Raw genomic sequence first — 26,578 nt, 5'->3', positions numbered from 1 at the left:
CTTTTAAGGTCACTCTTTGTGCCTGATAAAAAATGGCGAAAACAAGAAGAACCTCAATTGAGGTTCTTCTTGTGATATTTGTGGGACAGCAGTGGATTAAAACCTCCTTTTTTGAATCTCGATTAAACTTGCGGTCTCGATAATTTACGCAGATCACTAGTTAAACTATAAAAATCACCACCCATTTTTCCAAGACTGTTTAATTTTTCTTGGTCTATCATCGTTCCATTCCAGACTCGATCATCTACATAAATCGCTTGAACATCGAGTAAAGCAACTTTTCCTCCAGAGGGAAGTGTGCTGAACTCTAAAATTTCTCTTAAGCGGCACTCGTAACGAACCAAAGAGTCTTGAACAGATAAGGGTTGTACTGAATAGCTTGGACAAGATGCAATCTCAGCATATTCAAATTCACTTTGCTCAGCAGCTAATGATGCACAAGACAAATTCAATTTCTCAAGTAGTTTTGTATCAGCGATATGTACCACACACTCTTGGGTATCAATAAGATTTCGAAGTGTGTCTTTATCCTGCCCACTTTGTGGGTTCACTTGTGAATACCATAAGATCGGCGGGTTACAACTCGCCACACTAAAAAATGAATAAGGGGCGATATTGGCGACACCATCTTTAGATAAAGTGCTGATCCATGCAATCGGTCGAGGGGTAATCCCACCGACTAAAAGTCGATACACTTCCGTTGGGCTTAACGATGCCGTCTCAAAAATCATGTTTAATCCTCAACCTAAAGCGATTATGGTCGCTCAACATATTGTGGTAAATCATCTGCAATACAGTCCCACTCTGCTTTTGATGCCGCAAAAATATGCATGGTTGGTCTTTGCTGAATAGCGGTATCCAGAGTACCTATTCTTAGGCGATAAAACTCAGGTATATCTGATTTAATACTTATAATAGGTGAGCCACAATCTGTACAAAAACAACGTTGAGTCGTCTCAGTGGATTGAAATTTTTTGAGTAGATGCTCACCTTGCGTAATTTTAAAATCACTTACTTTAATTGGAGCATTTGTGGCATAAGCTGTGCCATTGGCTTTACGACAACGCTGACAATGACATTGCACAATATCTCCAATTTCGCCATGGATTTCATAACGAATACCGTTGCACAAACAACTGCCGTGATATACAGGTAAAGTTTGAGACATTGCACATTCCTTTGATGAATTTTCCATTAAAAATATAGGCTAGATATAAGCTCCATGCAAATTAGAAATGCTATTTTTAAGAAACTATTTATTGTCTCAGATAGTGATTTAATCTAGGAATTCAACTCAATCTTTTGATCCAATACAGCTTGGGCACGTGCATGATCAATATCCTGTTCCCAATGAGCAATCGCAACCGTTGCCACACAGTTTCCGATCAAATTCGTACAAGCACGTACAATCCCAATAAACCAATCAACGGACAATAACAACACCAAGCCAATCGTTGGAAGACTAGGTATGACAGACAAAGTTGCAGCTAATATCACTAGTGCAGAACCTGGGATACCGTGTGCACCTTTCGAAGTCACCAAAGAAACCAATAAAATTGCAAGTAAATCATGCATCGATAAATCAATATTGCAAGCTTGGGCAATAAATATAACGCCAAGAGTTAGATAGATAGATAGAGAATCCATCTAGATTAAAAGAATAGCCTGTTGGGATCACTAAACCCACAGTGGAATCCTTAATGCCTAGATTTTTTAACTTTTTCATTATCTGAGGCAACACTGAATCGGAGGATGCAGTTCCCAATACAATAGATAGTTCTGCTTTAAAATAATTTAGAAATTTAAATATATTTAAACCTGTAAATTTCAGGATTCCACCTAAAATAATTAGTACAAACAAAATACAAGTCACATAAAACAATAAGACTAAATAGCCAAGCTGAACCAATGAATCTAATCCGAATTTAGCAGTGGTATAAGCGACTGAACCGAATACCCCAACTGGTGCTAAACGAATGATTAAAGCCATCATCTTAAAAAACACTTCAGAAAAAGCTTCGATTGCTTTACATACCAACTCTGCCAAATGCTTTGGAATCATGAGTAAAGCGACACCAAACAAAATAGCGATCAATAAGACTTGTAAAATATCACCACGAGCAAAAGCATCTACAAATGTTTTAGGAATAATATGTAATAAGAAATCTGATCCCGAACTCATCGTGTGCGCACGTTCGGTATAAACATTTAAATCCTTTCCATCTAACTGGGTGATATCAATATTCATACCAACGCCAGGTTTGAAGACATATGCAATCACAATTCCCAAAACCAAAGCAATACTGGTCACAATCTCAAAATATAAAATCGTTTTAGCGCCAACCTTCCCCATTTTTTTAAGATCATTTGCTCCATACAATCCAAGCACAACTACACAGAAAACAATAGGCGCAATAAGCATCTTGATCAGTGCAATAAAGCCATCACCTAGCGGTTTTAAAGCTAAAGAAAAATCGTGAAAACTGATTGCAATGATAATACCGAGAATTAACGCAAAAATGACTTGAAGAAATAGACTAGATTTGAATCTCTGCAACATTGAATATTCATATATCAAAAAGACAAATCTCAACTTTGCAAGAAACTCGCCAATAGATAAAAATCGCGTTATTTAAAACATGAAAAATACATTAAATTTATAAAAACTTTTTAAAACATTATCTTATAGTGTCAGATATTAAGTATTGATGTACCCCTGTTCCTGCCGCTCGCCCAGTTGCAAAACAAGCAGTGAGTAAATATCCCCCTGTTGGTGCATCCCAATCCAGCATTTCACCACAACAAAACACAAAAGGATTTGATTGCAATTGTAATTGAGAAGACAAAGCGATCTGTTTAACACCACCCGCACAGCTAATGGCTTCTTCGATTGGACGAAAGCCATCAAGTGAAATATTCAGGTTCTTGATCTGCTGAGCCATCTCTTTTGCATCTGACCATATGCTTTTATTCGTGACTTCACGTAACAGATTAATTTTGACGTGATCTAAGCCTGCTTTTCGCCAAATATTGGTTAGGGATTGCTTTTTATTGCTGTGTAATTTTTTTTCTAATTGTTCGGCACTGACATCTGGCAATAAGTCCAGATGCAATATGAAAGGTTGCTTTTGATGATTCAAAGCTCTTAAATCACGCCCTAATTTATAAATCACACCACTTTCAAAACCATAGTGAGTAATCACAATATCACCATGCGTTTTATGTTCTGCATTCACCCATGCATCAACGCGTTTAAGTGGTTGTCCAAAACAGTCTTGCATAAATGGTGACCATGCTTTCAATACACCTGCATTACTGGCTTGAAAGGGTTCAATTTGATTTTCAGACAACCATTGCTGCCAAGCACCATCACTGCCTAATTGTGACCATGAAACAGCTCCACAGGCCAACACAATCGCATCATAATGATCAGTGTAACATCCTGTTTGGTTTTCAATCGTTAACTGATTCTTGGTCACATCGACACAACGATGACGATAATAAAACTTCACCCCATCATCTACCAATCGTTTTAGCCAAGCACGGAGTAAAGGAGCTGCTTTCATCTCGGTCGGGAAAATTCGCCCTGAACTCCCCACATAGGACTCTATGCCCAAACCTTTCATCCAGTCTTGAATCCACTGCGCGTCCCAATGTCTCACCCATGGACTTAACCACACTGAGTGATCATAGCGTTGAATAAAAGTATCGATTGGCTCAGCATGAGAAATATTCAAACCTGTTTTCCCAGCCATAAGGAACTTACGCGCTGCTGAAGGCTTCTGCTCAAAAACGTCAATTTGATAATCATATTGGCTCAATACTTCAGCAGCCATCAAACCTGCTGGGCCAGCACCGATAATCGCAATACGTTTAGACATCAGATTGCTCTTGAGTATTTTGACCTTGCAAAGGTGCAAAATCATCAAAACGAGTCGAATAATTTTCAGGCTTGGTGATGATCAACTGTTGGCAAAGTTCACCACGTTCCAAGTACTTGACTTCAAAATGTGTACGTGCAGAGTCTGTTGCTATTTTTTGCTTTTCATAAGGCAACTTCCACAATTGAATCAGTTGCTGTTCAGCTTCATCAATATACTCTTCAATATTACTCGCTAAAGTAATGGTGCCATTCGGCTGAAGACGTGAAAGCAAAAACTCAAAGAACGGCATATTTAACCAACGCTGTGCTGGATTATGGGGTTCTGGGTTTGGATAAAGAATAAAAAACTGTTCTACCTGTGCAGGATGTAAAGCATGTACGACCCAAGGCAAAGCATCAGCGTGTATGGGATATAAATATTCACGTGGTTCATGCTGATGCTGTTTTTGCATCGCTAAAAATTTTTCTTTAGTTCGTTCGATGGCATACAACGTCGTTTGCGGATTTTGCCCTGTGAACAGTAAAGCATGTTTACCCTTACCCGCACCGATTTCAACACAAATCGGCGTATTCGGAATCACCTGAAAATCACGTGGTGCTTGCATTCGGTGCGCTTGAAATTGACGAATCGACATATTCACATCAAACTATCTAGAAATCGGCATAAGTCTAACAATTCACTTTGCTTTTGCCTAATCTATTTGTTTTTGATGTAGGAATTTTCTATGCCACGTACATTCCCCTGCCCACGTTGTGGACAAGACAGCACTTGGGAAGGTAATGAATTTCGCCCATTTTGCTCAGAGCGTTGTAAGCTGATTGATTTAGGGGCTTGGGCAAACGATGAATACAAACTGCCTACCCAAGATGCACCTCAGGCAGGCGATAAACGTCATGAAGATGAATACGAGGATTAGTAAAATATACTTATCACTTCAAACCACAACCCAACTTCCCGATATTAAACAAATAGTTATTAAATCTATTTGTTTAATATACAACTTTTATTTTCTATAGCTAACCTAACAGCTTCCTTCTCACCTTTAACGTTGGCAAGCTCACTAGCTTCAATACCATCCCCTTGTCCATATCCTAACCAAAAAGCTTGTGTTGTACTGGTTTTGATTCGTTGTTCTTGAGCAATAACAAGTTGGTTTTCACGTCTTGCAAGTGAGTTAATTTCATTGGCAAGTTGACTACATGAATAATTCTCGTACTTTAATCCCGAGGTATATGCTCCCGTAATTTGTGCAGGAGGCGTTGGCATGTTCATACAACTTGTCAGAATCAAGCTGCTTCCAATAATAAATAGTTTTCTCATTATTAACCCCATAAAAAAATTTAGTTAAATCTTAAACATGTCACTTAATTTACTATTATTTAAAATGCTATTTCATTAAATTTATTATTTTTTATCAAATAATTAAAGTAAAAAATCAACCTAACTTAAACAGGTAGGTTGATAAACATTTTTAAATCACGATTTCTAAAAAGACTATCCTGCTTTACTTGCAACGAATGGGTTGAATTGTTTCTCGTAACCGATTGTGCTGATTGGACCATGACCCGAAATAAACTGAGTTTCATCAGGTAAGCTAAAGCATTCTCTTTTAATCGAATCGAGTAACTGCTGATGATTTCCTTTTGGAAAATCTGTACGTCCAATCGAGCCTTTAAACAACACATCACCCGTCCAAAGCAAACCATGCTTTTGATTGTAAAACATCACATGACCAGGTGTATGTCCTGGTGCAAAACGCACCTCGAACTCGTCTTCACCCAGTTTTAAGGTTTCACCACCTTCTAACCACTGATCGACTTTAACAGGTTGGGGAATTGGGAAACCATAACGTGCTGAGACTTCTTGAATCATATCTAACCAGAATTGGTCTTCTTTATGCGGACCAATCACAGGAATTTTCCAAGCTTCAGCCAATTCTCCTACAGCACCAGCATGATCAAGATGTCCATGCGTCAACCATAGTGCCTTAACGGTTAAACCCAAAGCCTCAACTTCTTTTTTTAGTACTGCTGCATCGCCACCTGCATCAATCAAAACCGCCTCTTTGCTTTCACTGTCCCATAAAATTGAGCAATTTTGAGCAAATGCGGTAACAGGAACAATTTTGACTTGCAGCATAAAAAACCTCTGGCGTGAAAGAAGATCGTCTTAACGATGAGCTAAGGTATGAGTAAGAGCATCAAGATTAGCCTGAACCAGACTTGCAAGCAAATCTATATGTGCTTGGTCAGTATTTAACGCAGGAATATAAGCATATTCTCCACCACCAGCGTGTTGGAAAGTTTCTTTATTTTCAACTGCCAATTCTTCTAATGTTTCCAGACAATCTGCTGAAAAAGCAGGACTCAGCACTTGTACAGATCGAACCCCTGCTTGTCCCCATTGTTCCAATAAAACATCGGTATAAGGTTTAACCCACTCTTGTTTACCAAAACGAGATTGGAAACTGATTGCCCATTCATCTTCATTTAAATGCAATGCTTCAGCAACTAGTTTTGCGGTCATACGACAACGATCTGCATAAGGATCACCTTTGTCTGCATAAGGCTGAGGAATACCATGAAATGACATCAATAATTTTTCAGGTTTTCCGTGCTGCTCTTGATAAGCAAGCACACTATCCACCAACGCTTGAATGAATAATGGATGCTGATAATAATCTTTGATCATGGTTATTCCAGGCAAATGGCGCTGATTTGGAATCCATCGTGCAAAAGCATCATATAAAGGTGCAGTCGATGTCGCAGAATATTGCGGGAATAATGGTAATAAAATCACATGCTCTTGAGGCACTTTCTCAAGTTGCTCAAATACTGCATAAATGCTTGGTTGGCCATAAGTCATGGCAGGCACAACCGTTAAGTCAAATTGATGATTTTCATCCAGCAAACGCTGTTTTATCAATTGTGTTTGTTTGAGAACAATTTCACGCATTGGTGAGTCAGTTGACCAAACTGAGGCATACGCTTGAGCAACCCGTTTTGGGCGAAATGGAAGAACAAAAGCATGTAGAATCACCCACCAAATAAATTTTGGTATTTCAATTACACGCGTGTCAGATAAAAATTGCTTCAAAAAACGACGTACTGCTGGTGCAGTCGCTTCGTCGGGCGTACCTAAATTTGCTAAAATCACAGTGACTTTTGGTTTTGGTGTCGCTGACATAGATCGTTTCCGCTATAGCTGAATTTCTTCAATTACTTTAGCAGCTTTATGATTCTTTTTTAAATTGGTTTAATGCATTGTTTTAAATTGAAAAACCCGATTACTATCTAGGACATTACTTTCCAATAGCTTTTGAGCTTTATGCGTCAACTGCCATAACATACGTTGGCGATCATCACGTCCCGTAGGTACAATCCATTCGTTCTGACGCATTTGCATTTTTATCTCATGCAAAGCACGTATATTGATCTGTGCTCTTGAAACGGCGTGTGCTCTTGGCATCTCTTTACGCGCATCTTCCAAACCTGTTTCATTTAAATATTCATTCATACGTTTTGAAAAATATTCTTCAGGAGTTGGACTAACAAAAGATGAACCAAGTACATTGAGCAATTGTGCCCATGTTAATTTACGGAACGTTTTGATGTCTTTAAAATTACCATCTTGGTAGGCATGCATACGATATTCAAAAGAATAAAGCTCATGCATTGAAACCTTAGGTAACATTGAAATTGGATCTGCTTCACGACTACCCATCTCAGTTTCGAGTTGTTTTAGTTTGGCGCGTAAACTATCGATCTCATCTTGTAAAACTTGAGTGTTCTGAGGACGTACCCAACCTACCACAGGATAACGCTCTAACATTTGTGGCATGCTCGAACGAACAGCTAGTTCCAAATCTCTTAAGGTACGGTATGTAAATATTTGATCAACATCATGCTGTAGCTGTTTTCTAAACTCTTTAAATTTTTCTTTTAATTCAGGTTTATTATCTTGCAATTGTAAGTCACGCGAGTCGGGATCTTCATGCATAAATACAATCACAGGTTTTTGCTTGGTCATCGCATAGATATACTCTAAATGCATATAACCTACGCCAGACACAGATTGTTCTCCATACTGGCTGCCAAGCAAAATCACCACGTAATCGCAGTCATCAATTTGACGTCGGGCGATCGATGTGCTCAATGGCGTGCGTTGTTCCAAGCCCCAAGAGAAAAAGCCCATTCCCACCAAAGTTTGAGTCAGTACTGCTCGCTCTGGTTGCATTTCATTGCCAGACGTAGAAATAAAGACTTGATAACGAGTATCTTGCATAGCCTGTGCCCCACTTCACTTATCCATAAGTTTAAGCTAAACCGCCCAAAAACCTATTAACAGATAACCCCAAATAAAATTTTAAATATGGTATGAGTCGAGCTTAATATCTAAACTTCATCCAAATTATTGATTGTCCACGTCAATTGTGACGACATAAGATGCTGAACTACGGGATGTAACTCGACTGCATTCTGTCCACTAACGAAACATTCAATACGTGTAATATTATGACTTATTTTGTCACATAATAACCTATTTTTTATTAAAATATACGCTGTTTGTCGCGCAACTGCTTGTCCTGAATCGATTAATTTTAACTTTTCATTAAAAATCTGACGAATAGCATCTTTCAAAAATGGATAGTGAGTGCAGCCTAGTACAAGAAAATCTGCCCCCTGATCTACCACTGGTTGCAAAATATTATGAAGCTCAACTAAACATGCTTCACTCATCTGCTCTCCTGCCTCTACAAAAGGCACAAGTTTGAGGCTCGTAACAGTTAAAACTTTCACACCTGCAGGCTCTGCAAACTTAAGCATAACTTCTTTAATTAACTTACCACGAAACGTTGCAGGTGTTGCTAGCACAGCGACGACTTTTGATTGCGTCTGAAGTACAGCAGGTTTCAACGCTGGCACTAAGCCGACAATCGGAAAATGCTCACCATAATGTTCACGCAGATAATCCAAACTAAATGCTGATGCTGTATTACAGGCAACGACAGCGATTTTGCAACCTTGCCTATAAAGCCATTCAATTGCTTTTGCCGTTAGCTCACGAATTTCTTGATCAGAACGCGCCCCATAAGGTACATGAGCGGTGTCAGCATAATAAAGAATGCGCTCATTGGGTAAATGAGAGGCAATTTCTTGAGCAATCGACAAGCCTCCAATCCCAGAATCAAATACACCTATCGGAGCATCTGAGGATGCATGAGGCATAGGATTTAATAACTCTGCGATAGGTTGAACAGCTGTCATACACGAAAACGTAGTGGTGAAATATCTCTGTTAAAGATTAAACCTCAGGTGCTCAAATGCAAGACTAAATCACCACTTTTTAATGTTAAAACAGCTTCACCTTGTGAATTTTCAGACAAAGTGCCGTAATTCACGAGATGATAAAAACTTTGACGCTGAATCAAGGCATTGATTCCAAATCGAACATGAACATAAGGTCTTAACTCACCTGCATATTCACGCATAAAAATCGGATGCTGTTCATCCACAATGACGACATCTTGATTACTGGTCGTAAGTTGTAGATATTTTTTTCCATCTAGTTCTATTTGATCAGCTTGATTGATGAGTAAAGGCTCATCTTCAACTTCAATTTCAATCTGTTCAACTGGTGTTTTTAAGTAGAATTTTCCATCTTCTTTCCAAAGCACTTTACTAAACAGATCTAAGAGTGCCTGACGCTTAACCAATTGACCTTCGTGCCACCACTCACCATTGGCTTTTACTTTCAAATCCATTTTGCCACAATGCTTTGGATGCCATTGGTCTAAAGGTGGAATTGACCTTTTGTGACTTTGCTGTACATCTTTTAAGTATTGTGCAATGTTCATTAAGTTTTTATCATCAGACAACACGATTTTTCCTGTATTCTGTGGAGAATCATTTTCATTTATCATAGTTTATGCCTTGCTGACGGGAAAATATGACCACTCAGCCAATTGGCGAGATCAAGGTTTAAAACTATACTATCCCAAACGTTTGCAAGCGCAATAGATAGTTTTGTGCTTGGCAATTCAGAACACTCATGGCAGCACCGAATAGCAATGATTACGGTTGCCACCCTTAAAATATGAGGAGTCCTACATGGAACACATCGAACGTGAAGCGATGGAGTTTGACGTAGTGATCGTAGGCGCTGGACCTGCGGGTTTATCTGCTGCGATTAAAATTCGTCAATTAGCGATTGAAAACAACCTACCTGACCTTTCAGTCTGTGTGGTTGAAAAAGGCTCTGAAGTTGGTGCGCATATCCTTTCTGGTGCTGTACTTGAACCACGTGCCATGAATGAATTGTTCCCGAACTGGAAAGAAGAAGGCGCTCCGCTGAATGTTCCTGTAACGGATGACGAAACTTATTTCTTATTATCTGATACTAAAGCACAAAAGATGCCGCATTGGATGGTTCCTAAATCAATGCACAACGAAGGGAACTATGTCATTTCTCTTGGTAACGTTGTTCGTTGGTTAGGTCAAAAAGCTGAAGAATTAGAAGTTTCTATTTTCCCTGGTTTTGCTGCATCTGAAGTACTTTATCATGAAGATGGTACTGTAAAAGGCATCCAAACAGGTGATATGGGTATTGGCAAAAATGGTGAGCCAACACACAACTTTACTCCTGGTTATGAACTTCATGCGAAATATACATTATTCGCTGAAGGTTGCCGTGGTCACCTCGGTAAGCGTTTAATTGCTAAATACAATTTAGATAAAGATGCTGATCCACAACATTATGGTATTGGTATCAAAGAACTTTGGGAAATCGATCCTGCAAAACACAAGCCTGGTCTTGTAATGCATGGTGCGGGTTGGCCTTTGTCTGAGACAGGTTCTGCAGGTGGTTGGTGGTTATATCACGCTGAAAATAACCAAGTTACTTTGGGTATGATTGTAGACTTATCTTACGAAAACCCTCACATGTATCCATTCATGGAAATGCAACGTTGGAAAACACACCCAACGATTAAGCAATTCCTAGAGGGTGGTAAGCGTATTTCTTACGGCGCGCGTGCGGTAGTGAAAGGTGGTTTCAACTCTTTACCTAAACTAACATTCCCAGGCGGTTGCTTGATCGGTGATGATGCTGGTTTCTTGAACTTCTCAAAAATCAAAGGCTCACACACTGCAATGAAGTCAGGCATGTTATGTGGCGAGGCTGTATTTGAAGCCATCGCTGCTGGTGTAGCAAAAGGTGGTGATCTTGCCATTGCTCGTGTACTTGAAGGCGATGATCATTTTGCTAAAGAGTTAACTGCTTATACAGATAAATATAACAACTCTTGGTTAAAAGAAGAGTTATATCAAGCGCGTAACTTTGGTCCAGCGATGCATAAGTTTGGTACATGGATTGGTGGTGCGTTCAACTTTATTGACCAAAATGTCTTTAAAGTACCATTTACATTACATGACTTAAAACAAGACTTTGCTGTACTTAAAACTGTAGATGCGTCAACATTCAAACCTAACTATCCGAAAGCTGATGGCAAGTTAGTATTTGATCGTTTATCTTCTGTCTTTATTTCAAATACTGTACACGAAGAGAATCAACCAGCTCACTTGAAGCTGACTGATCCATCTATTCCAGTCAACGTAAACTTACCAAAATGGGATGAGCCTGCTCAACGTTATTGCCCTGCTGGTGTTTATGAAGTGATGGAAAATGATGACGGTTCTAAACGCTTCCAAATCAACGCTGCGAACTGTGTACACTGTAAGACTTGTGATATTAAAGACCCATCACAGAACATTACATGGGTAACGCCAGAAGGTGGCGGTGGTCCAAACTACCCGAATATGTAATTTTTAATTTGTGCTGAAACTCAGTTTTTAGTACGAATTAAGCTAAGAAAGCCTCATGAAATATGAGGCTTTCTTATTTTAATCTTTCTGTTTTTCATCAAATTTTTTATATTGTTTTGATAACAAACTTAAGCTCTTCATCTGCTTGCCAAAACGTCGACACGAACTACACATCACCACATGAAACTGTAAGGCACTCATTTCTTTGAAGTTCAGTGTCCGATCTTGTTTTTCTGAAAGCAATTGGGTCGCTTCTCGGCACGTCAACATGAACAATCCTCCTGAAGTAACCATTTGTTTTCTAAGCATTCACGTAGTCTGGTTCGACTGCGATACATTAAAACGTTCAAGTTTGAGACACTTAGCTCTAATTTCTCACAGATTTCATCTGAACTAAGTTCAATCATTTCCCGCAACATAAACACTTGTGCATACTTTGCTGGTAAATGATTCAAACAGGTATCGAAAATCATCCAAAAATCTTGCTGCTCCATCATTTCCTCAGGATTCAACCATGCTTTTGGTCTTTCTGATTTTTGCCAATGCCCTGAAGCATCAAACAACTCATCCACGCTTCGCTCATTTTCTTCCGTATCAAACAATTCAGACATACTGACTAAACGTTGCTTCTGACGAATCAGATCAACAATTTTATTTTTTAAAATAGCAAATACCCATGTTTTAAATGCTGATCGACCAGAAAAAGAACCTGAATGTTGTAAAGCACTGACTAAAGCTTCTTGCACAACATCCTCAGCTTGATGAAATGAAGAAAGTTGCAATACTGCAAATTTCATCATTTGTTGTCGTAGTTCCATCAGAAAATCATCGTTATACAGTTGCTGCGATGCATTAGCATTCGATGTTGTCATTTCAGGCATCGCGTTTCTCACTATGCTAGTCAGGTTTGTATAACAATTCTAAGCGGATCAAATCTTCTGCAAGTTCATCCAGTTGAGTATTCACTTCACTGAACGATAGATCAGGAATTATTTGCTGGATAAACTCAGCGAGTGCTATTCGCGGCAATGGTTGTTGTGCTAATTGCTCTATTAGATAAGCGGTTAATGGAGTCAATAATTCAACACAAACCCGATCATGTTTGTTTCGCCAAACCATGATGGCACTTGGAGCGGGATCTTTGTTAATTTGATTGATTGACCACTGGTAAACAGGATATTGATACACCAACACCCAAACTTGTGTAGTCAGCTGCCAATTTAATTCGGCATTCAAAGTAACATCTTCAATTTCAAGTGTATCCAAGTACAGTTCAAGCCATTCGTATTGCAACAGCTCAGTAAGCCACGGATATTCAAATAAAATAGGATGCTGTTTTTCTGTGAGAAACTCTCTGAATTGCAATGAGATATCGTTATAAAGCGGAGACTGATTCTGAGATTCTCGAAAAAAATCCGCCAGTAACTGTTGCCATTGCTGCTCAGGCAATAAAGATCGAGCCACCGGATAAACCAAATTGATAAATGAGCAAACATTGTTGAACAACAGTTCTCGATAAACTTGCATACGATCCAAAGCAAAAGGCACTGCTTTTACTGAATTTGGATCACGCAGCCAGTTACAAAAAACATGTTGGGTCTGCTGAAAAGTATGCTCATTCATACTCATACATTCACCCCATCGACCAAATTCTGGCTCATTGGGATTAGTGTGTGTTGATTTGAATATTGATGCTGTAACTGCTGAATCTTATTCAATTCACTCTGAAGTTGCTGCCATGTTGGGATATTAAAATCGCGCTCTAATAACGTTGGTTTCACACCACATACCTGATAAGTGTATTCCAACAATGCCCACACGGGATCACATACTTCAGCACCATGAGTATCAATGAGTAAATCTGTACTCACCTGTTCATGCCCTGCTATATGTAAATAACGAATACGTTGTTTCGGCATAGCTTCAATGAAAGCATAAGCATCTGATTGGTGGTTGATACTATTTACATAAACGTTATTCACGTCCAACAATAATTCGCAATCTGCTTGTGTGATTACTTCACGGACAAACTCTGCCTCAGACATTTCAGCATTCGGCATAAGATAAGTAGAAACATTTTCTAATACTAATCTTCGCCCTAAAATATCTTGAACTTGAGAAATTCGTTCCACTACATACTTCACAGCAGCTTCAGTCATTGGGATAGGCAAGAGATCGTATAGATAGCCACCATCATTGGTATAACTCAGATGTTCCGAATAAATCTCGACTTGATAAGTATCTAAGAATTTTTTGATTTGATGAATAAAATCAATATTTAAGGGATGAGGACCACCAATCGACAAAGAGAGTCCGTGACAAATTAATGGAGATTTTTCTACACACTGAGCTAGAAGTTTCGCATGTCGACCACCAAAGCCCATCCAATTTTCTGGAGCAACTTCAATAAAGTCAGGATGGTGAGTCGCACCTAAAAATGCCTCGATAAAATCTCGTCTTAGACCAAGACCCACACTTGTGATTGCATCCATAAAGAATCCTTTTGGTGAATGACAGCCATCTTTTTAGATGCTGTCATCTACCGTCTGCTTAAGGCTTAATGAGCGCCACACTTCCCATCAGCCACTTTTTTGTCTGCTCCACATTTTGCATCTGCCATCTTTTTGTCTGCACCGCATTTAGCATCCGCAGCTTTTTTATCTGCGCCGCATTTTGCATCAGTAGTTTTGTGTTGTTTTTTCGCTTTATCTGAACCACATTTCGCTTCACCACATTTTGCATCTGCAGTTTTAGTCACATGTGTTTCAGTCGTCGTCGATGCTGCCGAAACTTGGGTTGCTGCACCAACCATAGATAATGCAACTAAAGCGGCAACCGAAGTCATTGAGTTTAATTTATTCATTGTGAAGTTCCTTTTAAGTAAATATTGCTTTTGTACTAGGTACATAAAATTAGACGTGCGAACAATCAAATTATTACAGTCAAATTTAGATTTTTTTTGTGTAAGAAATCAAAAATTCAAACGACTAATAACTAATAAAACTTATTCGTTGTGAATTTCTCATGAAAAATCTAATTTATTCTTTACATAAACGCTATCAGAATTTGGGTTCCAACTTAAATTATTTTGATGGAATCGCTTCTTTAGCGCTTCGCCTATATTTAATTCCTATTTTTTGGATGGCTGGACACAATAAACTACAACATTTCAATGATACAGTTGAATGGTTTGGCAATAGTGAATGGGGCTTGGGCTTACCCTTCCCATTGGTTATGGCTAGCCTTGCAATTTCGGCTGAGTTAGGTGGTGCTGTCTTACTTGCCTTAGGTCTTGCAACGCGACTGATTTGTATTCCATTGATTATCACTATGCTGGTCGCTATCTTTACTGTACACATTCAAAATGGATGGCAAGCCATTGCTGATCCACATGCTCCTTTTGCAAATATGCAAGTAATTGAATCGGCTGAAAAACTAGAGAAAGCGAGAGAGATTCTGAGCACTTATGGAAATTATGATTGGCTTACATCAAGTGGCTCATTTGTCATATTGAATAATGGCGTTGAGTTTGCAGTGACCTATTTGGTTATGTTGGGTGCACTACTGGTTCTTGGCGGTGGAAGATATGTAAGTTGTGATTACTGGATCAGTCGAAAAGTAATTAAATCAAAAAGATAGGTGCATAAACACCTATCTTAATAGTGAAAGTGCGATCAACCACATGATACAGCCAATCAATAGATCTAAGACTTTCCAAGCTTTAGGATTTGCAAATACAGGACGCAATAATCTCGCCCCAAATCCTAAACTAAAAAAGAATAAAAATGACGCTGATACTGCCCCACTAGCAAAAGAGATCTTATCTGCATATTGAGCAGATATTGAACCTAATAATACAACCGTGTCTAAGTAGACATGCGGATTTAACCAAGAGAAACTGAGACATAAAACTATCGTTTGCCAGAAAGTCGTTGTTTCTTGTTCAGAGGCAATTAAACCTGACTGCGAATTATAAGCATTGTAAAAGCTGCGGGCGCCGTAAATAAATAAAAAAAGTGCGCCGAAATACTTCATAGCTTGAATCAACCATGCTTGTTGACTCAATATTGAAGCAAATCCAAACACACCTAAACAAATTAAAAATGCGTCAGATAAAGCACAGATCAGACATACCCAAAATACATGCTGTTTGAGCAATCCCTGCTTTAAAACAAAAGCATTTTGTGCACCAATTGCGAGAATAAGTGAAAGTCCCAGCGCAAAACCTGAGAAATAGGTCGAAAGCAAACGATTAACCTTTTTGTACTAAATAATGATATTCAGTATTGCTATTTTCATCTAAAGACTCTTCTTTCAACAGTAATTCATGCCCTAGATGCATGCAGAATTTAGGAATATCCCAAGAAGTTGAAGGGTCTGTTGCAAAAACTTCTACCACATCCCCAGATTTTGCTTTACGAATCGCTTGATGCAGCATCATCACTGGTTCAGGACAACGTAAACCACGGGTATTAAGTTGTACTGTTGGGAGTTTGGTTTGTTCAGACATCATATAACTCAAATATGCTAATTTTCACATTTTATCATAAAGTCATACTGTAGAAATCACCTGCACTTTTTTGAAAAACTGTACATTTCTTGCATCGTTTTATTGATGCATATCCGCTTTTTCTTCGGTATGATGAAAATCATCTAATTGATATAGAGAGTCTTTAGGAAAGATCATGGTCGATGAATCCAGTCCGTCGTGGGGTATGCGTGGCTTAAGAAAATGGTTAGGTACTGCACCTGAAACTCGCGATGAATTACTTAAGTTAGTTCAAGATTCACGTCGCTTCTTAGAACCCGACACAGTCGCAATGCTTGAAGGTGTTCTAGATCTGCCAGCAACGAAGATTCGAGAGGTTATGACACCTCGTACTGCAATTATTAGCTTACAAGAAGATGATCAACTGCTTGACATCTTGCATGTTTTAATTGAATCAGCACACTCTCGCTTTCCCGTTTTTTCTGCTGATCAAACTGACAATGTTGTGGGCATTCTTCTCGCAAAAGACTTATTGCCATTTCTCACTGAACGCAATGTCAAAGTCGACATTCGCTCATTGATGCGCCAACCTGTGTTTGTTCCTGAAAGTGCGCGATCAGATCAAGTGCTTCGTATGTTAAAAAACACACAAACGCATATCGCCATTGTGATTGATGAATATGGTTCAACTTCTGGTTTAGTTACTCTGGAAGATATTCTTGAAGAGATCGTTGGTGAAATTGAAGATGAACATGACATTGCTGATGAAGAAGCTTTGTACATTGTTCCTGACAATGATCCAACCACAGCAAATACTTGGATTGTTCAAGCACTTACACCAATTGAACATTTCAACACAATTTTAGATGCAGATTTTTCTGACGATGAAGTTGAAACTATGGGCGGTTTACTGCTGCAAGAAATCGGTTTAGTGAGCGATCTACAAGGTCAGACGATTGAACTTGGTGATTGGGAATTTACCATTATTGAAGCAGATGCACGCACTATTCATCTGATTCGAGCTGTCCGTCAATGAGAAGCTACTTTGAAAAGCTGTTCAACCCATCCCAAACCCACAAACAGCTTCCGTTTATCTTTCCACTCCTGATTGCACTTATTTCAGGTGCAATCTTTAGTTTTGCGCTCGCACCGTATTACTTTTGGTGGTTAGCAATCTTATCTCCTGCTTTACTCTATGCCGTATTACGCCAGCGTAATCCTAGACAGGCATTTGTATTGGGCTGGGCATACGGATTCGGATTGTGGTTCGTAGGTGCATTTTGGTTATATACCTCCATTCACGTCTATGGTGATACTAACTCCTTTTTAAGCGTTTTGATGATTGCCTTTATGGCAGCCGCAATGGGCTTATTTACCGCTTTTCAGACTTGGCTTTACCGTCGATTTTTCCCTGAAACTCCACTGACATTTGCACCACTTTGGGTTTTATTTGAATGGGCAAAGACATGGGTCTTCACAGGATTTCCATGGCTTTTTGCAGGCTATGCATTCACAGAACGATTATTAGATGGTTATGCGCCTTTATTTGGGGTCTATGCTGTATCGTTTGTCGTGATCGTGCTCGCATGTGCTCTTGTCGAAATCCTCAATCGTCGTTGGTTTTGGGCCATCCCATCTGGTTTACTGATCTTAGGTGCATGGGGTGCGGGTTTCATTCAATTTGTACAACCCAAAACAGAAAAACCGCTCAGTGTTTCATTAATCCAAGGCAATATTCCTCAAGACCTGAAATGGTTGACTGAATATCAAATTAAAACCTTGGAAATCTATGCCAACCTGAGTCGTGCTGAATGGGGACGTGATTTAATTGTTTGGCCTGAATCTTCGATTCCTCTGTTTCAAACAGACATTCCTGACTTTTTAAAAACAATGGATGCACAGGCTAAAAAATCAGATACTGCTTGGGTTACGGGTATTCCTTATTGGGACATCCCTAAATCACAACAAGTAGGTGAGCCTTTGTACTACAACAGTATCATGGCTTCTGGTAGTGAATCGTCTGGCTTATATAAAAAGCAACGCCTCGTACCCTTTGGTGAATACATTCCGTTGTCTGGAATGTTGAAATGGGTACTTCCTGCAATGCAGAACGATGTAAGTATGAGTGGTTTTTCTCGCGGAGAATCAGATCAAAAACCATTGTCTGTGAAAGGACATGCGCTTGCAGCTGCAATTTGTTATGAAGTGGCTTATCCAAATCTCACTCGCCGTAATGCGCTCAATAGCGACTTTTTAATCACAGTTTCAAATGATGCTTGGTTTACAGGAACGGCTGGACCTTGGCAACATTTACAAATGGTGCAAATGCGTGCCAAAGAAAATGGTCGTTGGTTTATTCGTGCAACCAATACAGGCGTCACGGCCTTTATTGATCAGAATGGTCATATTGTGAAACAGGCTCCTATGGATCACGAAGCGGTATTACGTGGTGATTTACCAGCGATGCAAGGTCAAACACTTTATAATCGTTTAAGTGATTTCCCGATTCTTATTTTCTCTGTTCTACTTTTAATTATCGGTTGGATATATCGTCCTAGAAAAGTCGATATTTCATTTAAATCACGTCGATAATTTCCAAAGAGCGTTTTGAATCCAAAGCGCTCTTTTTTTATTCATAATATTCAAATTAAAATAAGATTGAAAACTGTACCGTGAGATACGCGACTAAACCAGATAAGAAAAACATCGGCAAAGCTCGATAAGCCTTAAAAATGAATTGTTCATATTTTGGAATTAGATTACTAATATTCCAAATACTGGTTTTCAAAGCACTTAAGAAACAAACAATAAACCACGTACTCAATAAACTGATCGCAAAAAAGCCAATGACGATTTGACTACTTCCTTCAGCCGCTTGCCATAAGTTTAATGCCCCTTCACAGACAGGTAATAAACTTAAAATGAGCAATACAGATTTAAGCATTGCCCAATGAAACTGATTCAGTTCATCTAACAAAAAAAATGCTTTCATCTGATTTCTCCATCACCCATTTAAATGATCTGAATTTATTATGCAAAGCTTTAATCTAAATAAAAAGTTTAATTTAATGAATCACTTCTGTTTCTTGTAACTATTAAATATGGGAATAATTCTTATTATAAATCTCAAATTAGTTTGATTATATTATTATCATGTTTTTCATAAATTTATGATTATTTTATGAATTAAGAAACATTATCACTTCACTCTTGATTTATTTATTCTAAAAGTGAAGTGATCGTTTTAATTAGAATTTATGGTTGATAATAAATATCTGCATCATTACCCTCACCACCCTCTTTTCCATCTGCACCAAACGAATACAAATCAAAAGAGCGACCTTCACGACCTGGAATCACATATTGTAAGTCATTTTCCCAGCTGTCTTTAGGATAACCACCTTTCACATAGCCACCAGGCAACCAATTTTTTGCGGTTGCAGGTTGATTCACTAATGCATCTAAACCACCATCTTGCATCGATGGGTAACGCCCATTATCTAATTTATATTGATCTAAAGCGCCAGCAACACCTTTTAAAGTAATTTGCGTGGTATCAACTTTAGCTTTTTCGCCGCGTCCCATCACGTTCGGAACGATCAATGCAGCTAGAACACCTAAAATGACAATCACAACCATCACTTCAATTAACGTGAAGCCAGATTGCTTCATATACATTTTTTGCTTATTCATTTTCATCTCTTTCATGCAATTCATCAAATCATATTGTTCATATTAATAATTGGCAACATTACCGCAATCACGATCACCAATACAATCGCTGCCATAAAAACCAACATCAGAGGTTCTAGCAGTGCCAATAAGGTGGAGATAAAAGTCGTGACTTCTCGATCTTGCATCGTAGATGCACGATCCAACATGCGGTCTAACTCACCTGAAGCCTCACCACTACGAATCATTTGTACCATCATTGGTGGAAAATAACCGCAACGTTCTAACTGTGTTGCCAAATTACCACCTTCTGTTACACGCTCCATTGCGACTTCAATCGAATCACGTATCACCCAATTGTTACTCACCTCTGCACCAATGCGCAAAGCCTCAACCAAAGGAACACCTGAACGTGTCAAAATTGATAGTGTGCTGGCAAACCGTGCAGCATTTATACCACGTGAAAGTTTACCAAATAGTGGCAATTTGAGTGTTAATCGGTCAAATGCATAATGCCCTGCAGTTGTTCTTAAAAACCTCGTAAACAGAATGAGAGCAATAAAACCAATGATCAACATGCCTATCCATGTTTGACGAATAAACGCACTAATTTTCATCAATAACACGGTGATCCAAGGCAATGCCTCTTTACTTTGTTCAAAGGTTTTTACGATTTCAGGAACAACATAAGTCATCAATCCCATCACGATCCCAAATGACATCAACATCAAGATAATCGGATAGATCATTGCACCTTGAATTTTCTTCTGCATCGCAAAACGATTTTCAGTGTAATCAGAAAGCTGATCCAAGATCAGATCCAGATGTCCAGACCTTTCGCCAGCAGCAACCGTCGCAATATACAATTCTGGAAACCGTCCTGATTGTTGCATTGCTTGTGCCAGTGAATGTCCTTCCAAAACCTTTGATCGAACCGAAATTAAAAGGTTTTGAACGTGTGACTTTTCACTCTGCTTGCTCACAGCTCGCAGTGCTTCTTCCAAAGGAATGCCTGCTGCGACTAAAACAGATAACTGTCGTGTCATCAGTGCCAAATCGTAAGCACTAAAGCTTTTTCTAAACCATGATCGCTGTTGTTGCTTGTCTTTTTGCTCAACCGCATCAACAGCAATCGGTGTCCACGCTTTGTCACGCAACTGTTGACGAATTTGTCGAGCGGAATCGCCTTCCAGCACACCTTTGTGTTGCTTTCCAGCAGCATCGATTGCAGTAAATTGATAAGCAGGCATGGTTCTGTTCTAATTGTCCAAAAATAGTTGTCGTTACTGTTGCATCCATGTAAGGAATAAGGAACGATAGTTCCATTCTATATTCATCAAGATCGTAAAATTACTGTTTTGATTTGAATATTTGATACGCCTTGTGCAAAGCACTTTAGCATAATTCCATGATATGACGTCATGCCATTTTACACGTGAATAAAGCCAATATGCCTACCGAAAATTCTAACGCTATTCTTTACCGTATTCGAGTTGCATTACCCGTCTATGTGTATGACACGTTTGACTATACGGTCAGTGCAGAGCAATACCTGCAAGCTCAAATAGGCGCACGTGTTTCTGTTTCATTTGGTCGCCAAAACCTGATCGGTATCATTACTGAGAAAGTTGATCCAAATGAGCCGTTTACAGGGCAGTTCAAACTTAAACCGATTACAGCACTTCTTGATGAAGATGCTATCTTAGACCAACAAGTTTTAACTTTGTTGACATGGTCTGCGCAGTATTATCAATTCCCGATTGGTGAAGTGATGCAAAGTGCACTTCCTGCACTTTTAAGACAGGGTCGTGCCTTAGATATTTTATTTCACCACTGGAATATTCTTGCGCATGACGATCCAGAATCTTTATTAAAACGTTCTCAAAAGCAATACGATGCCTATCAGATTCTAAAACTTCATCCACATGGCGCTACCGAAAATATTTTAAATCTTAGTGGTGTAGAAACTGCAACATTAAAGGCATTGGAAAAAAAAGGACTGGTTGAATGTCAGCTTGAAGCTCATGACTTTACACCGATGCCTGTACAACTTGCACAAATGCCTTTAACGCCGAACGAAGATCAAAAGCGAGCAATCCAACAAATACTCAAAGCTCAACAACGTTACCAAGCCTTTTTACTAGATGGACTTACAGGCAGCGGTAAAACCGAAGTCTATTTGCAAGTCATGCATGAGGTTCTAAAGCAAGGTAAACAAGTCTTGGTGTTGGTGCCTGAAATTGGTTTGACACCTCAAACAGTCGCACGCTTCAAATCACGTTTTCATTGCGATGTTGCTTTACTGCACTCGGGACTTAATGATTCAAAACGTTTGCAAGCTTGGCAACATGCACAAACTGGTAAAGCATCTATCATCATTGGAACGCGTTCTGCGATTTACACCCCTTTGCCGCATCTAGGTTTGATCATTTTAGATGAAGAACACGATCTCTCTTATAAACAACAAGAGGGTTTCCGTTATCACACTCGTGATGTCGCCCTTTATCGTGGTCATTTACACAATTGCCCTGTGATTTTGGGTTCTGCTACACCAAGTATTGATAGTTATTATCTAGTGGAGTCTGGTAAATTGCATTTACTTGAACTCAATCAACGTGCTGGAACTGCGGTCTTACCGAAAATGCATGTGATTGATCTAAAAGTAGCAAAGAAGAAAAATGGCATCAGTCAAAACCTAATTGATCAAATTAAATTAACTTTAGAGCGCAAAGAACAGGTTCTTATCTTTCTAAACCGTCGAGGTTACGCTCCTGTTTTACTGTGTGAAAGTTGTGGGTGGCAAGCAAATTGCCCACATTGTGATGCACATTTCACTGTACATTCACAGCCTTATTCTTATTTACACTGTCATCATTGCGGTACGATCAATCGCCTGCCAGACGAATGCCCTGCTTGTAAACATCAAACCTTAAAAAGCATTGGTGCTGGAACTGCAAAAGTTGAAGAACAGTTACACGAGTTATTCCCCCATCATGAAGTAATTCGGGTAGATCGTGACAGTACAAGTCGTGTGGGTAGTTGGCAAAAAATCTATGATCGAATTCAACAGAATAAACCAAGCATCTTGTTAGGTACTCAAATGCTGGCGAAGGGACATCATTTCCCACACGTCACATTAGTCGCTATTCTGGATATCGACTCAGGATTATTAAGCGTAGACCCAAGAGCACCTGAGCGCACAGCACAATTAATCATACAAGTTGCAGGACGTGCAGGACGTGGTGAACATAAAGGCAGCGTATATTTACAAAGTTTAAGACCCGATCATCCAATGCTCACAACCTTGATTGAACAAGACTATCGTGCTGTTGCAAAACAAATGCTGAGTGAGCGTAAAGTTGCGATGTTACCGCCTTATCGTTACGCTGTTTTAGTCCGTGTGGAGTCGAAAGATCGTGATTACAGTCAACAGTTTTTGATGGAAGCAGCACAAAGCTTAAGAGCTATTGCAGCAAATATTATTGAAATTTGGGGACCTATTCCTGCCCCAATGGAACGCAAAGCAGGGCGTTATCGAGCGCATATGGTGATTTTATCTGCCGACCGAGCAAAACTGCATTTTTATTTACGTCAATGGTGGCAACAAGTGGTACATTTACCTCGCCAACATCAACTCAGATTATCAATTGATGTTGATCCACAAGAGTTTAGTTGAATTCACGATAAGAATTTTAGATTCGAGGCATTAAATGTCTTTATTGATTACTGTCCTTTTTTTCCTCGTAGCAGCATTAATTTTTGCACCTATCGCAAAGCGTTATACATTCTCAACGATTTTAGGCTTTACGATTGCAGGACTGTTGTTAGGTCCTAGTGTTTTCAAACTGATTGATGATGTTGATGAAATTCAACTTTTAACCGACTTAGGCATGTTGGCCGTTTTGTTTTTCCTAGGTTTTTATTTAAAACCTAAACAACTGTGGCAACAACGTCATCGTGTCTTAAAGCTCTATGCTATGCCTTTGGCTTTGATTAGCATTGTTCTCTGTGTCGTATGCTTTCTCTTGTTGGATCAGTTGTTACTAGGCTGTCTTTTGGGGCTATCCCTGAGCTTTTCATCTGTCTTTTTAGTACAACAATTTATAGAGCAAAAAAATCAGGTTCATAGTCAATTAGGACAAAATAGTTTAACCGCAGCTCAACTACAAAGTTGTTTCGCTGTTATTGTTATTATCCTGTTTCCATTACTCGAAGATACCGCAACTACACGTCATGGTATCGCCTATTTTGCTGCAATCATTGCAACAATCTCGGGGTTATTTTTAGCAAGCCGCTATCTAGTGCGTCCAGCTTTTCATTATTTAGCGCGTCATAAAAGTCTGGAACTTCTTCCCATCCTCAGCACGCTGGTTTTACTCAGTATTTTTTTGATACTACAGATTTTAAATATTCATATCTTAATCGCTGCCTTTTTAGCAGGTCTAGTGCTTGCTGAAACTGATTTTCGTACTGAGATCGGAAACTTTATTCAACCCTTTAAACATGCGCTCATCGGACTTCTGTTTTTTGCTTTAGGATTGAACCTAACACTCAATCCCTTATTCCAAACTCCTGTTTTTATTGTCGCTGCGATCGTTGGGCTTGTGGTGATTAAAGCAAGCATTATTGGAGTGACAAGCTATTTTCAACAACGCCAACTAAAACTCAGTAACCTGTCCGCTGTATTGCTGGCACAAAGTGGAGAGTTAACCTTTATCTTGCTCAAAATTGCTGAAAGTGAAAAAGTCATCAGTACGCAAATATTACAGCCAACTCTAGTCGTGGTATTTGGGTCAATGCTTTTGACTCCACCTTTATTTTGGCTGGTGAATTCTAAAGTTTTACCTTTGATCTTGAAAAAGCCAGTTCAGCCCGATTCAGACGAAGTTGCGCAACATCCGATTCTAATTCTAGGTTTCGGGCGCTTTGGGCAAATCATCGCTAGAGTATTACATGCGCAAGGTCAACACTTTAGCGTCATTGATAGCAATCAACCTGCTGCTCATTTTATAGAACAATATGGACATCGCTTTATTGATGCTGACGTGACTCAAATCGAGAATCTTCGTATCGCTGGTATAGAACACTGTAAGCTGGCAATTTTAGTGATTGATGATGTTGAGGATAGTATGAATCTCGCTCGTCACCTTCGTTTGAATTATCCAGAATTAATTTTATTTGCACGTGCTCGTGATCGACATCATGCCCACCTACTGCATCAATTAGGCGTGCAACAAATTTATCGTGAAACCTATCTCTCATCTTTAGGTATGGCGGAAGATGTGCTGATCGAAACAGGTCTATCAATTGATGAGACAAAAACTCGAATTGAAGAGTTTAAACAGCACGATCAGATGCTTTTGAGATCGCATTACAGTACATATGATGAAGACGATCAAATAGAGCGCTACCCGAATGCACTTGCAGAACTTGAATATTTATTTGAAAACACATCTATTTTAGCAAAACATCGTTTGATGAATGAGCAAAATACACAAAGTGAAGCAAATTCTCAGCAGGAAATATCTTGAGTTTTCGTAAACTGACACCATTATTGACTGCATAACCATTCACCTTCTTATAAAGCCATAAGCGCTTTTCAAGGCAAAGCATTGCTTTGTTTTCCCCTAACGGGGTATTGGAGAAAAATATGTCTGATTTACGCCAACGCTTTTATATCGAAGACTGTCCTGTTCGTGGTGAAGTGGTTCATCTAGAAGAAACATTACAAACGATTTTGGCTCAAAGAGAATACATGCCTGCGGTTAAAAGCCTTTTAGGTGAGATGCTCAGCGCAACGGCATTACTTGCAAGCACGCTTAAAATTCGTGGGCGCATCAGCCTACAAATTCAGGCGAGCGGGACATTCAAATGGGCAATGGCGGAGTGTAATCATTTAGGTGAAGTACGTGCATTAGCTGATTACGAAGAAGATCCAAGATTTAATGAAGGTAGTGACAGTCGAACTGTTTTGGCAGCCCTCACCACCCCTGTTCTTTTTATCAATATCGAACCTGAACATGGTGAACGTTACCAAGGGATTGTACCTCTTGATCAACCGACTTTAGCAGGTTGTCTAATGCAATATTATGATTTGTCAGCGCAAATCCCAACACATATTGTACTAGCAACCAATGGAGAGCGTTCTGGTGGTCTTTTAATCCAGCTCTTACCTCGAAACGATGAGGAAGAACAAAAACTTGTTGATGAAGATATATGGCCACGTTTGAGAATGTTAACTGAAACACTCAAATCAGAAGAACTAACAGATCTTCCAGCCAATGAGATTTTGTATCGACTATACAATGAGGAAGAGGTTCGCTTACCAGAAGTTGAACAGCTCAAATTCGGCTGTACTTGTTCAAAAGAGCGTTGTGCCAATGCATTGATTCAAATTGGTGTTCATGCAGTTCATGAAACGCTTGAAGCACAAAACCCAATCCAAATGGATTGCCAGTTCTGTAATGCACGCTATGAATTTACCGCCGAAGAAGCATTAGGCTTATTTGGTGAACATTTGAGTTAATTGATTTTTCTCATAAAAAAGACGGGCTGCCGTCTTTTTTTATTTTACGTTAAGGTCTACTGGATAAGGCATTATCCAAAACTCTATCTCAGTTAAAGTTATAGCCCAATGGATATCATGATCGGTGTCAGCCAAGCCAAAGTGCTGGCATTTTTTCCAAAACAACAAAACAAGTCTTATACAA

The 26,578-nt window shown here is 39.2% G+C and carries 28 protein-coding genes and 1 pseudogene; 8 read left to right on the top strand and 21 right to left on the bottom strand.

Features of this window, described 5'->3' with window-relative positions; translation table 11 throughout:
* Positions 1-122: 122 nt before the first annotated feature.
* The 5 genes and pseudogenes from MKL32_RS04930 to MKL32_RS04910 all read right to left on the bottom strand — a co-directional run bounded on the left by MKL32_RS04930 (position 123) and on the right by MKL32_RS04910 (position 4,518).
* On the bottom strand, positions 123-731 hold the full coding sequence (locus tag MKL32_RS04930; RefSeq protein ID WP_136700502.1) for a flavin reductase family protein: 609 nt from the start codon (positions 729-731) through the stop codon (positions 123-125).
* Between the two features lie 23 nt (positions 732-754).
* Positions 755-1,168 (bottom strand): GFA family protein, encoded by a 414-nt coding sequence (locus tag MKL32_RS04925; protein WP_004916686.1) that lies wholly within the window; start codon positions 1,166-1,168, stop codon positions 755-757.
* A 113-nt stretch (positions 1,169-1,281) separates the two neighbouring features.
* A pseudogene (dctA, locus tag MKL32_RS04920) lies at positions 1,282-2,560 on the bottom strand (C4-dicarboxylate transporter DctA).
* Positions 2,561-2,678: 118 nt separating this feature from the next.
* Entirely contained in the window at positions 2,679-3,881 is a 1,203-nt protein-coding gene (locus MKL32_RS04915) for a TIGR03862 family flavoprotein (RefSeq protein ID WP_270900276.1), read from the bottom strand.
* A complete protein-coding gene (locus MKL32_RS04910; RefSeq protein ID WP_442866713.1) occupies positions 3,874-4,518 on the bottom strand; it encodes an SAM-dependent methyltransferase in 645 nt (214 codons plus the stop codon). The genes MKL32_RS04915 and MKL32_RS04910 overlap by 8 nt, the downstream gene beginning before the upstream one ends.
* Before the next feature lie 90 nt (positions 4,519-4,608).
* Between MKL32_RS04910 and MKL32_RS04905 the strand changes: the two genes are divergently transcribed.
* Positions 4,609-4,800: a DNA gyrase inhibitor YacG gene (locus MKL32_RS04905; RefSeq protein WP_004916696.1), complete on the top strand. Its 192-nt coding sequence runs from the start codon at positions 4,609-4,611 to the stop codon at positions 4,798-4,800.
* Between the two features lie 65 nt (positions 4,801-4,865).
* Here MKL32_RS04905 and MKL32_RS04900 read toward each other — a convergent pair whose 3' ends face one another.
* The 6 genes from MKL32_RS04900 to MKL32_RS04875 all read right to left on the bottom strand — a co-directional run bounded on the left by MKL32_RS04900 (position 4,866) and on the right by MKL32_RS04875 (position 9,807).
* A complete protein-coding gene (locus MKL32_RS04900) occupies positions 4,866-5,150 on the bottom strand; it encodes a hypothetical protein (RefSeq protein ID WP_270900274.1) in 285 nt (94 codons plus the stop codon).
* 228 nt (positions 5,151-5,378) lie between these two features.
* Complete coding sequence (locus MKL32_RS04895) at positions 5,379-6,023, bottom strand: MBL fold metallo-hydrolase (RefSeq protein ID WP_004916699.1); 645 nt, start codon at positions 6,021-6,023, stop codon at positions 5,379-5,381.
* A 30-nt stretch (positions 6,024-6,053) separates the two neighbouring features.
* Positions 6,054-7,070 carry a ferrochelatase gene (hemH, locus tag MKL32_RS04890; RefSeq protein WP_004916701.1) on the bottom strand — a complete coding sequence of 339 codons (1,017 nt, stop codon included), beginning with the start codon at positions 7,068-7,070 and terminating at the stop codon, positions 6,054-6,056.
* A gap of 69 nt (positions 7,071-7,139) precedes the next feature.
* Positions 7,140-8,168: a DUF4062 domain-containing protein gene (locus MKL32_RS04885; RefSeq protein ID WP_004957594.1), complete on the bottom strand. Its 1,029-nt coding sequence runs from the start codon at positions 8,166-8,168 to the stop codon at positions 7,140-7,142.
* A 110-nt stretch (positions 8,169-8,278) separates the two neighbouring features.
* Positions 8,279-9,151 (bottom strand): glutamate racemase, encoded by an 873-nt coding sequence (gene murI, locus MKL32_RS04880; RefSeq protein WP_004958706.1) that lies wholly within the window; start codon positions 9,149-9,151, stop codon positions 8,279-8,281.
* 44 nt (positions 9,152-9,195) lie between these two features.
* Positions 9,196-9,807, bottom strand: a complete 612-nt coding sequence (locus MKL32_RS04875; protein WP_004916713.1) for a DUF1285 domain-containing protein — start codon at positions 9,805-9,807, stop codon at positions 9,196-9,198.
* 187 nt (positions 9,808-9,994) lie between these two features.
* On the opposite strand from MKL32_RS04875, the gene MKL32_RS04870 reads away from it, so the two are divergent.
* The gene (locus tag MKL32_RS04870) at positions 9,995-11,707 is read left to right on the top strand and encodes an electron transfer flavoprotein-ubiquinone oxidoreductase (RefSeq protein ID WP_270900273.1); all 1,713 of its coding nucleotides are present in this window, start codon (positions 9,995-9,997) and stop codon (positions 11,705-11,707) included.
* A gap of 78 nt (positions 11,708-11,785) precedes the next feature.
* Here MKL32_RS04870 and MKL32_RS04865 read toward each other — a convergent pair whose 3' ends face one another.
* The 5 genes from MKL32_RS04865 to MKL32_RS04845 all read right to left on the bottom strand — a co-directional run bounded on the left by MKL32_RS04865 (position 11,786) and on the right by MKL32_RS04845 (position 14,570).
* Complete coding sequence (locus MKL32_RS04865) at positions 11,786-11,977, bottom strand: zf-HC2 domain-containing protein (RefSeq protein WP_004916718.1); 192 nt, start codon at positions 11,975-11,977, stop codon at positions 11,786-11,788.
* Positions 11,971-12,588 carry an RNA polymerase factor sigma-70 gene (locus MKL32_RS04860; RefSeq protein ID WP_004958699.1) on the bottom strand — a complete coding sequence of 206 codons (618 nt, stop codon included), beginning with the start codon at positions 12,586-12,588 and terminating at the stop codon, positions 11,971-11,973. The genes MKL32_RS04865 and MKL32_RS04860 overlap by 7 nt, the downstream gene beginning before the upstream one ends.
* 16 nt (positions 12,589-12,604) lie before the next feature.
* Positions 12,605-13,336, bottom strand: coding sequence for an HvfC family RiPP maturation protein (locus MKL32_RS04855; RefSeq protein ID WP_270900272.1), 732 nt, complete (start codon positions 13,334-13,336; stop codon positions 12,605-12,607).
* The gene (locus MKL32_RS04850) at positions 13,333-14,199 is read right to left on the bottom strand and encodes an HvfB family MNIO-type RiPP peptide maturase (protein WP_042893800.1); all 867 of its coding nucleotides are present in this window, start codon (positions 14,197-14,199) and stop codon (positions 13,333-13,335) included. The genes MKL32_RS04855 and MKL32_RS04850 overlap by 4 nt, the downstream gene beginning before the upstream one ends.
* A gap of 65 nt (positions 14,200-14,264) precedes the next feature.
* Positions 14,265-14,570, bottom strand: coding sequence for an HvfA family oxazolone/thioamide-modified RiPP metallophore (locus MKL32_RS04845; RefSeq protein WP_004916729.1), 306 nt, complete (start codon positions 14,568-14,570; stop codon positions 14,265-14,267).
* 161 nt (positions 14,571-14,731) lie between these two features.
* On the opposite strand from MKL32_RS04845, the gene MKL32_RS04840 reads away from it, so the two are divergent.
* The gene (locus MKL32_RS04840) at positions 14,732-15,346 is read left to right on the top strand and encodes an HvfX family Cu-binding RiPP maturation protein (RefSeq protein ID WP_004916732.1); all 615 of its coding nucleotides are present in this window, start codon (positions 14,732-14,734) and stop codon (positions 15,344-15,346) included.
* A gap of 12 nt (positions 15,347-15,358) precedes the next feature.
* Here MKL32_RS04840 and MKL32_RS04835 read toward each other — a convergent pair whose 3' ends face one another.
* On the bottom strand, positions 15,359-15,955 hold the full coding sequence (locus MKL32_RS04835) for a LysE/ArgO family amino acid transporter (RefSeq protein WP_004916736.1): 597 nt from the start codon (positions 15,953-15,955) through the stop codon (positions 15,359-15,361).
* Positions 15,956-15,959: 4 nt separating this feature from the next.
* Positions 15,960-16,217 carry a sulfurtransferase TusA gene (gene tusA, locus MKL32_RS04830; protein ID WP_004916739.1) on the bottom strand — a complete coding sequence of 86 codons (258 nt, stop codon included), beginning with the start codon at positions 16,215-16,217 and terminating at the stop codon, positions 15,960-15,962.
* Between the two features lie 175 nt (positions 16,218-16,392).
* Here tusA and MKL32_RS04825 point away from each other — a divergent pair, with 175 nt between their 5' ends.
* Positions 16,393-17,232, top strand: coding sequence for an HlyC/CorC family transporter (locus tag MKL32_RS04825; protein WP_004916742.1), 840 nt, complete (start codon positions 16,393-16,395; stop codon positions 17,230-17,232).
* Positions 17,229-18,788, top strand: a complete 1,560-nt coding sequence (gene lnt, locus MKL32_RS04820; RefSeq protein ID WP_126131676.1) for an apolipoprotein N-acyltransferase — start codon at positions 17,229-17,231, stop codon at positions 18,786-18,788. Before MKL32_RS04825 ends, lnt begins: the two co-directional genes overlap by 4 nt.
* A 55-nt stretch (positions 18,789-18,843) precedes the next feature.
* Here the strand turns inward: lnt and MKL32_RS04815 are convergent, their stop codons facing one another.
* The 3 genes from MKL32_RS04815 to gspF form a co-directional block, all read right to left on the bottom strand.
* Positions 18,844-19,188 (bottom strand): hypothetical protein, encoded by a 345-nt coding sequence (locus MKL32_RS04815; RefSeq protein ID WP_126131677.1) that lies wholly within the window; start codon positions 19,186-19,188, stop codon positions 18,844-18,846.
* Positions 19,189-19,451: 263 nt separating this feature from the next.
* A complete protein-coding gene (gspG, locus tag MKL32_RS04810; protein WP_004916750.1) occupies positions 19,452-19,889 on the bottom strand; it encodes a type II secretion system major pseudopilin GspG in 438 nt (145 codons plus the stop codon).
* A gap of 23 nt (positions 19,890-19,912) precedes the next feature.
* Entirely contained in the window at positions 19,913-21,118 is a 1,206-nt protein-coding gene (gene gspF / locus MKL32_RS04805; RefSeq protein ID WP_004957567.1) for a type II secretion system inner membrane protein GspF, read from the bottom strand.
* Between the two features lie 200 nt (positions 21,119-21,318).
* Here gspF and MKL32_RS04800 point away from each other — a divergent pair, with 200 nt between their 5' ends.
* The 3 genes from MKL32_RS04800 to hslO all read left to right on the top strand — a co-directional run bounded on the left by MKL32_RS04800 (position 21,319) and on the right by hslO (position 26,394).
* A complete protein-coding gene (locus tag MKL32_RS04800; RefSeq protein ID WP_164546258.1) occupies positions 21,319-23,544 on the top strand; it encodes a primosomal protein N' in 2,226 nt (741 codons plus the stop codon).
* Positions 23,545-23,578: 34 nt separating this feature from the next.
* Positions 23,579-25,399, top strand: a complete 1,821-nt coding sequence (locus MKL32_RS04795; protein ID WP_126131678.1) for a cation:proton antiporter domain-containing protein — start codon at positions 23,579-23,581, stop codon at positions 25,397-25,399.
* A 119-nt stretch (positions 25,400-25,518) separates the two neighbouring features.
* A complete protein-coding gene (gene hslO / locus MKL32_RS04790) occupies positions 25,519-26,394 on the top strand; it encodes an Hsp33 family molecular chaperone HslO (protein ID WP_004958672.1) in 876 nt (291 codons plus the stop codon).
* Positions 26,395-26,578: the final 184 nt, after the last annotated feature.

The organism is Acinetobacter sp. AOR34_HL, assembly GCF_027854795.1.
Taxonomy (GTDB): domain Bacteria; phylum Pseudomonadota; class Gammaproteobacteria; order Pseudomonadales; family Moraxellaceae; genus Acinetobacter; species Acinetobacter junii.
Note: the sequence above shows the minus strand (reverse complement) of the source record. Positions and strands in the feature narration are given on the sequence as shown.

Coding starts and splice junctions, on each gene's coding strand:
- MKL32_RS04910 (WP_442866713.1), bottom strand. CDS start 4,518: ATGTCGATTCGTCAATTTCAAGCGCACCGAATGCAAGCACCACGTGAT.
- MKL32_RS04795 (WP_126131678.1), top strand. CDS start 23,579: ATGTCTTTATTGATTACTGTCCTTTTTTTCCTCGTAGCAGCATTAATT.
- murI (WP_004958706.1), bottom strand. CDS start 9,151: ATGACAGCTGTTCAACCTATCGCAGAGTTATTAAATCCTATGCCTCAT.
- MKL32_RS04925 (WP_004916686.1), bottom strand. CDS start 1,168: ATGTCTCAAACTTTACCTGTATATCACGGCAGTTGTTTGTGCAACGGT.
- MKL32_RS04815 (WP_126131677.1), bottom strand. CDS start 19,188: ATGAAAGCATTTTTTTTGTTAGATGAACTGAATCAGTTTCATTGGGCA.
- MKL32_RS04860 (WP_004958699.1), bottom strand. CDS start 12,588: ATGCCTGAAATGACAACATCGAATGCTAATGCATCGCAGCAACTGTAT.
- MKL32_RS04845 (WP_004916729.1), bottom strand. CDS start 14,570: ATGAATAAATTAAACTCAATGACTTCGGTTGCCGCTTTAGTTGCATTA.
- hslO (WP_004958672.1), top strand. CDS start 25,519: ATGTCTGATTTACGCCAACGCTTTTATATCGAAGACTGTCCTGTTCGT.
- MKL32_RS04915 (WP_270900276.1), bottom strand. CDS start 3,881: ATGTCTAAACGTATTGCGATTATCGGTGCTGGCCCAGCAGGTTTGATG.
- MKL32_RS04885 (WP_004957594.1), bottom strand. CDS start 8,168: ATGCAAGATACTCGTTATCAAGTCTTTATTTCTACGTCTGGCAATGAA.
- MKL32_RS04875 (WP_004916713.1), bottom strand. CDS start 9,807: ATGATAAATGAAAATGATTCTCCACAGAATACAGGAAAAATCGTGTTG.
- gspF (WP_004957567.1), bottom strand. CDS start 21,118: ATGCCTGCTTATCAATTTACTGCAATCGATGCTGCTGGAAAGCAACAC.
- MKL32_RS04865 (WP_004916718.1), bottom strand. CDS start 11,977: ATGTTGACGTGCCGAGAAGCGACCCAATTGCTTTCAGAAAAACAAGAT.
- hemH (WP_004916701.1), bottom strand. CDS start 7,070: ATGTCAGCGACACCAAAACCAAAAGTCACTGTGATTTTAGCAAATTTA.
- MKL32_RS04850 (WP_042893800.1), bottom strand. CDS start 14,199: ATGGATGCAATCACAAGTGTGGGTCTTGGTCTAAGACGAGATTTTATC.
- MKL32_RS04900 (WP_270900274.1), bottom strand. CDS start 5,150: ATGCCAACGCCTCCTGCACAAATTACGGGAGCATATACCTCGGGATTA.
- MKL32_RS04825 (WP_004916742.1), top strand. CDS start 16,393: ATGGTCGATGAATCCAGTCCGTCGTGGGGTATGCGTGGCTTAAGAAAA.
- lnt (WP_126131676.1), top strand. CDS start 17,229: ATGAGAAGCTACTTTGAAAAGCTGTTCAACCCATCCCAAACCCACAAA.
- MKL32_RS04905 (WP_004916696.1), top strand. CDS start 4,609: ATGCCACGTACATTCCCCTGCCCACGTTGTGGACAAGACAGCACTTGG.
- MKL32_RS04855 (WP_270900272.1), bottom strand. CDS start 13,336: ATGAGTATGAATGAGCATACTTTTCAGCAGACCCAACATGTTTTTTGT.
- MKL32_RS04870 (WP_270900273.1), top strand. CDS start 9,995: ATGGAACACATCGAACGTGAAGCGATGGAGTTTGACGTAGTGATCGTA.
- tusA (WP_004916739.1), bottom strand. CDS start 16,217: ATGTCTGAACAAACCAAACTCCCAACAGTACAACTTAATACCCGTGGT.
- MKL32_RS04895 (WP_004916699.1), bottom strand. CDS start 6,023: ATGCTGCAAGTCAAAATTGTTCCTGTTACCGCATTTGCTCAAAATTGC.
- MKL32_RS04930 (WP_136700502.1), bottom strand. CDS start 731: ATGATTTTTGAGACGGCATCGTTAAGCCCAACGGAAGTGTATCGACTT.
- gspG (WP_004916750.1), bottom strand. CDS start 19,889: ATGAATAAGCAAAAAATGTATATGAAGCAATCTGGCTTCACGTTAATT.
- MKL32_RS04840 (WP_004916732.1), top strand. CDS start 14,732: ATGAAAAATCTAATTTATTCTTTACATAAACGCTATCAGAATTTGGGT.
- MKL32_RS04800 (WP_164546258.1), top strand. CDS start 21,319: ATGCCTACCGAAAATTCTAACGCTATTCTTTACCGTATTCGAGTTGCA.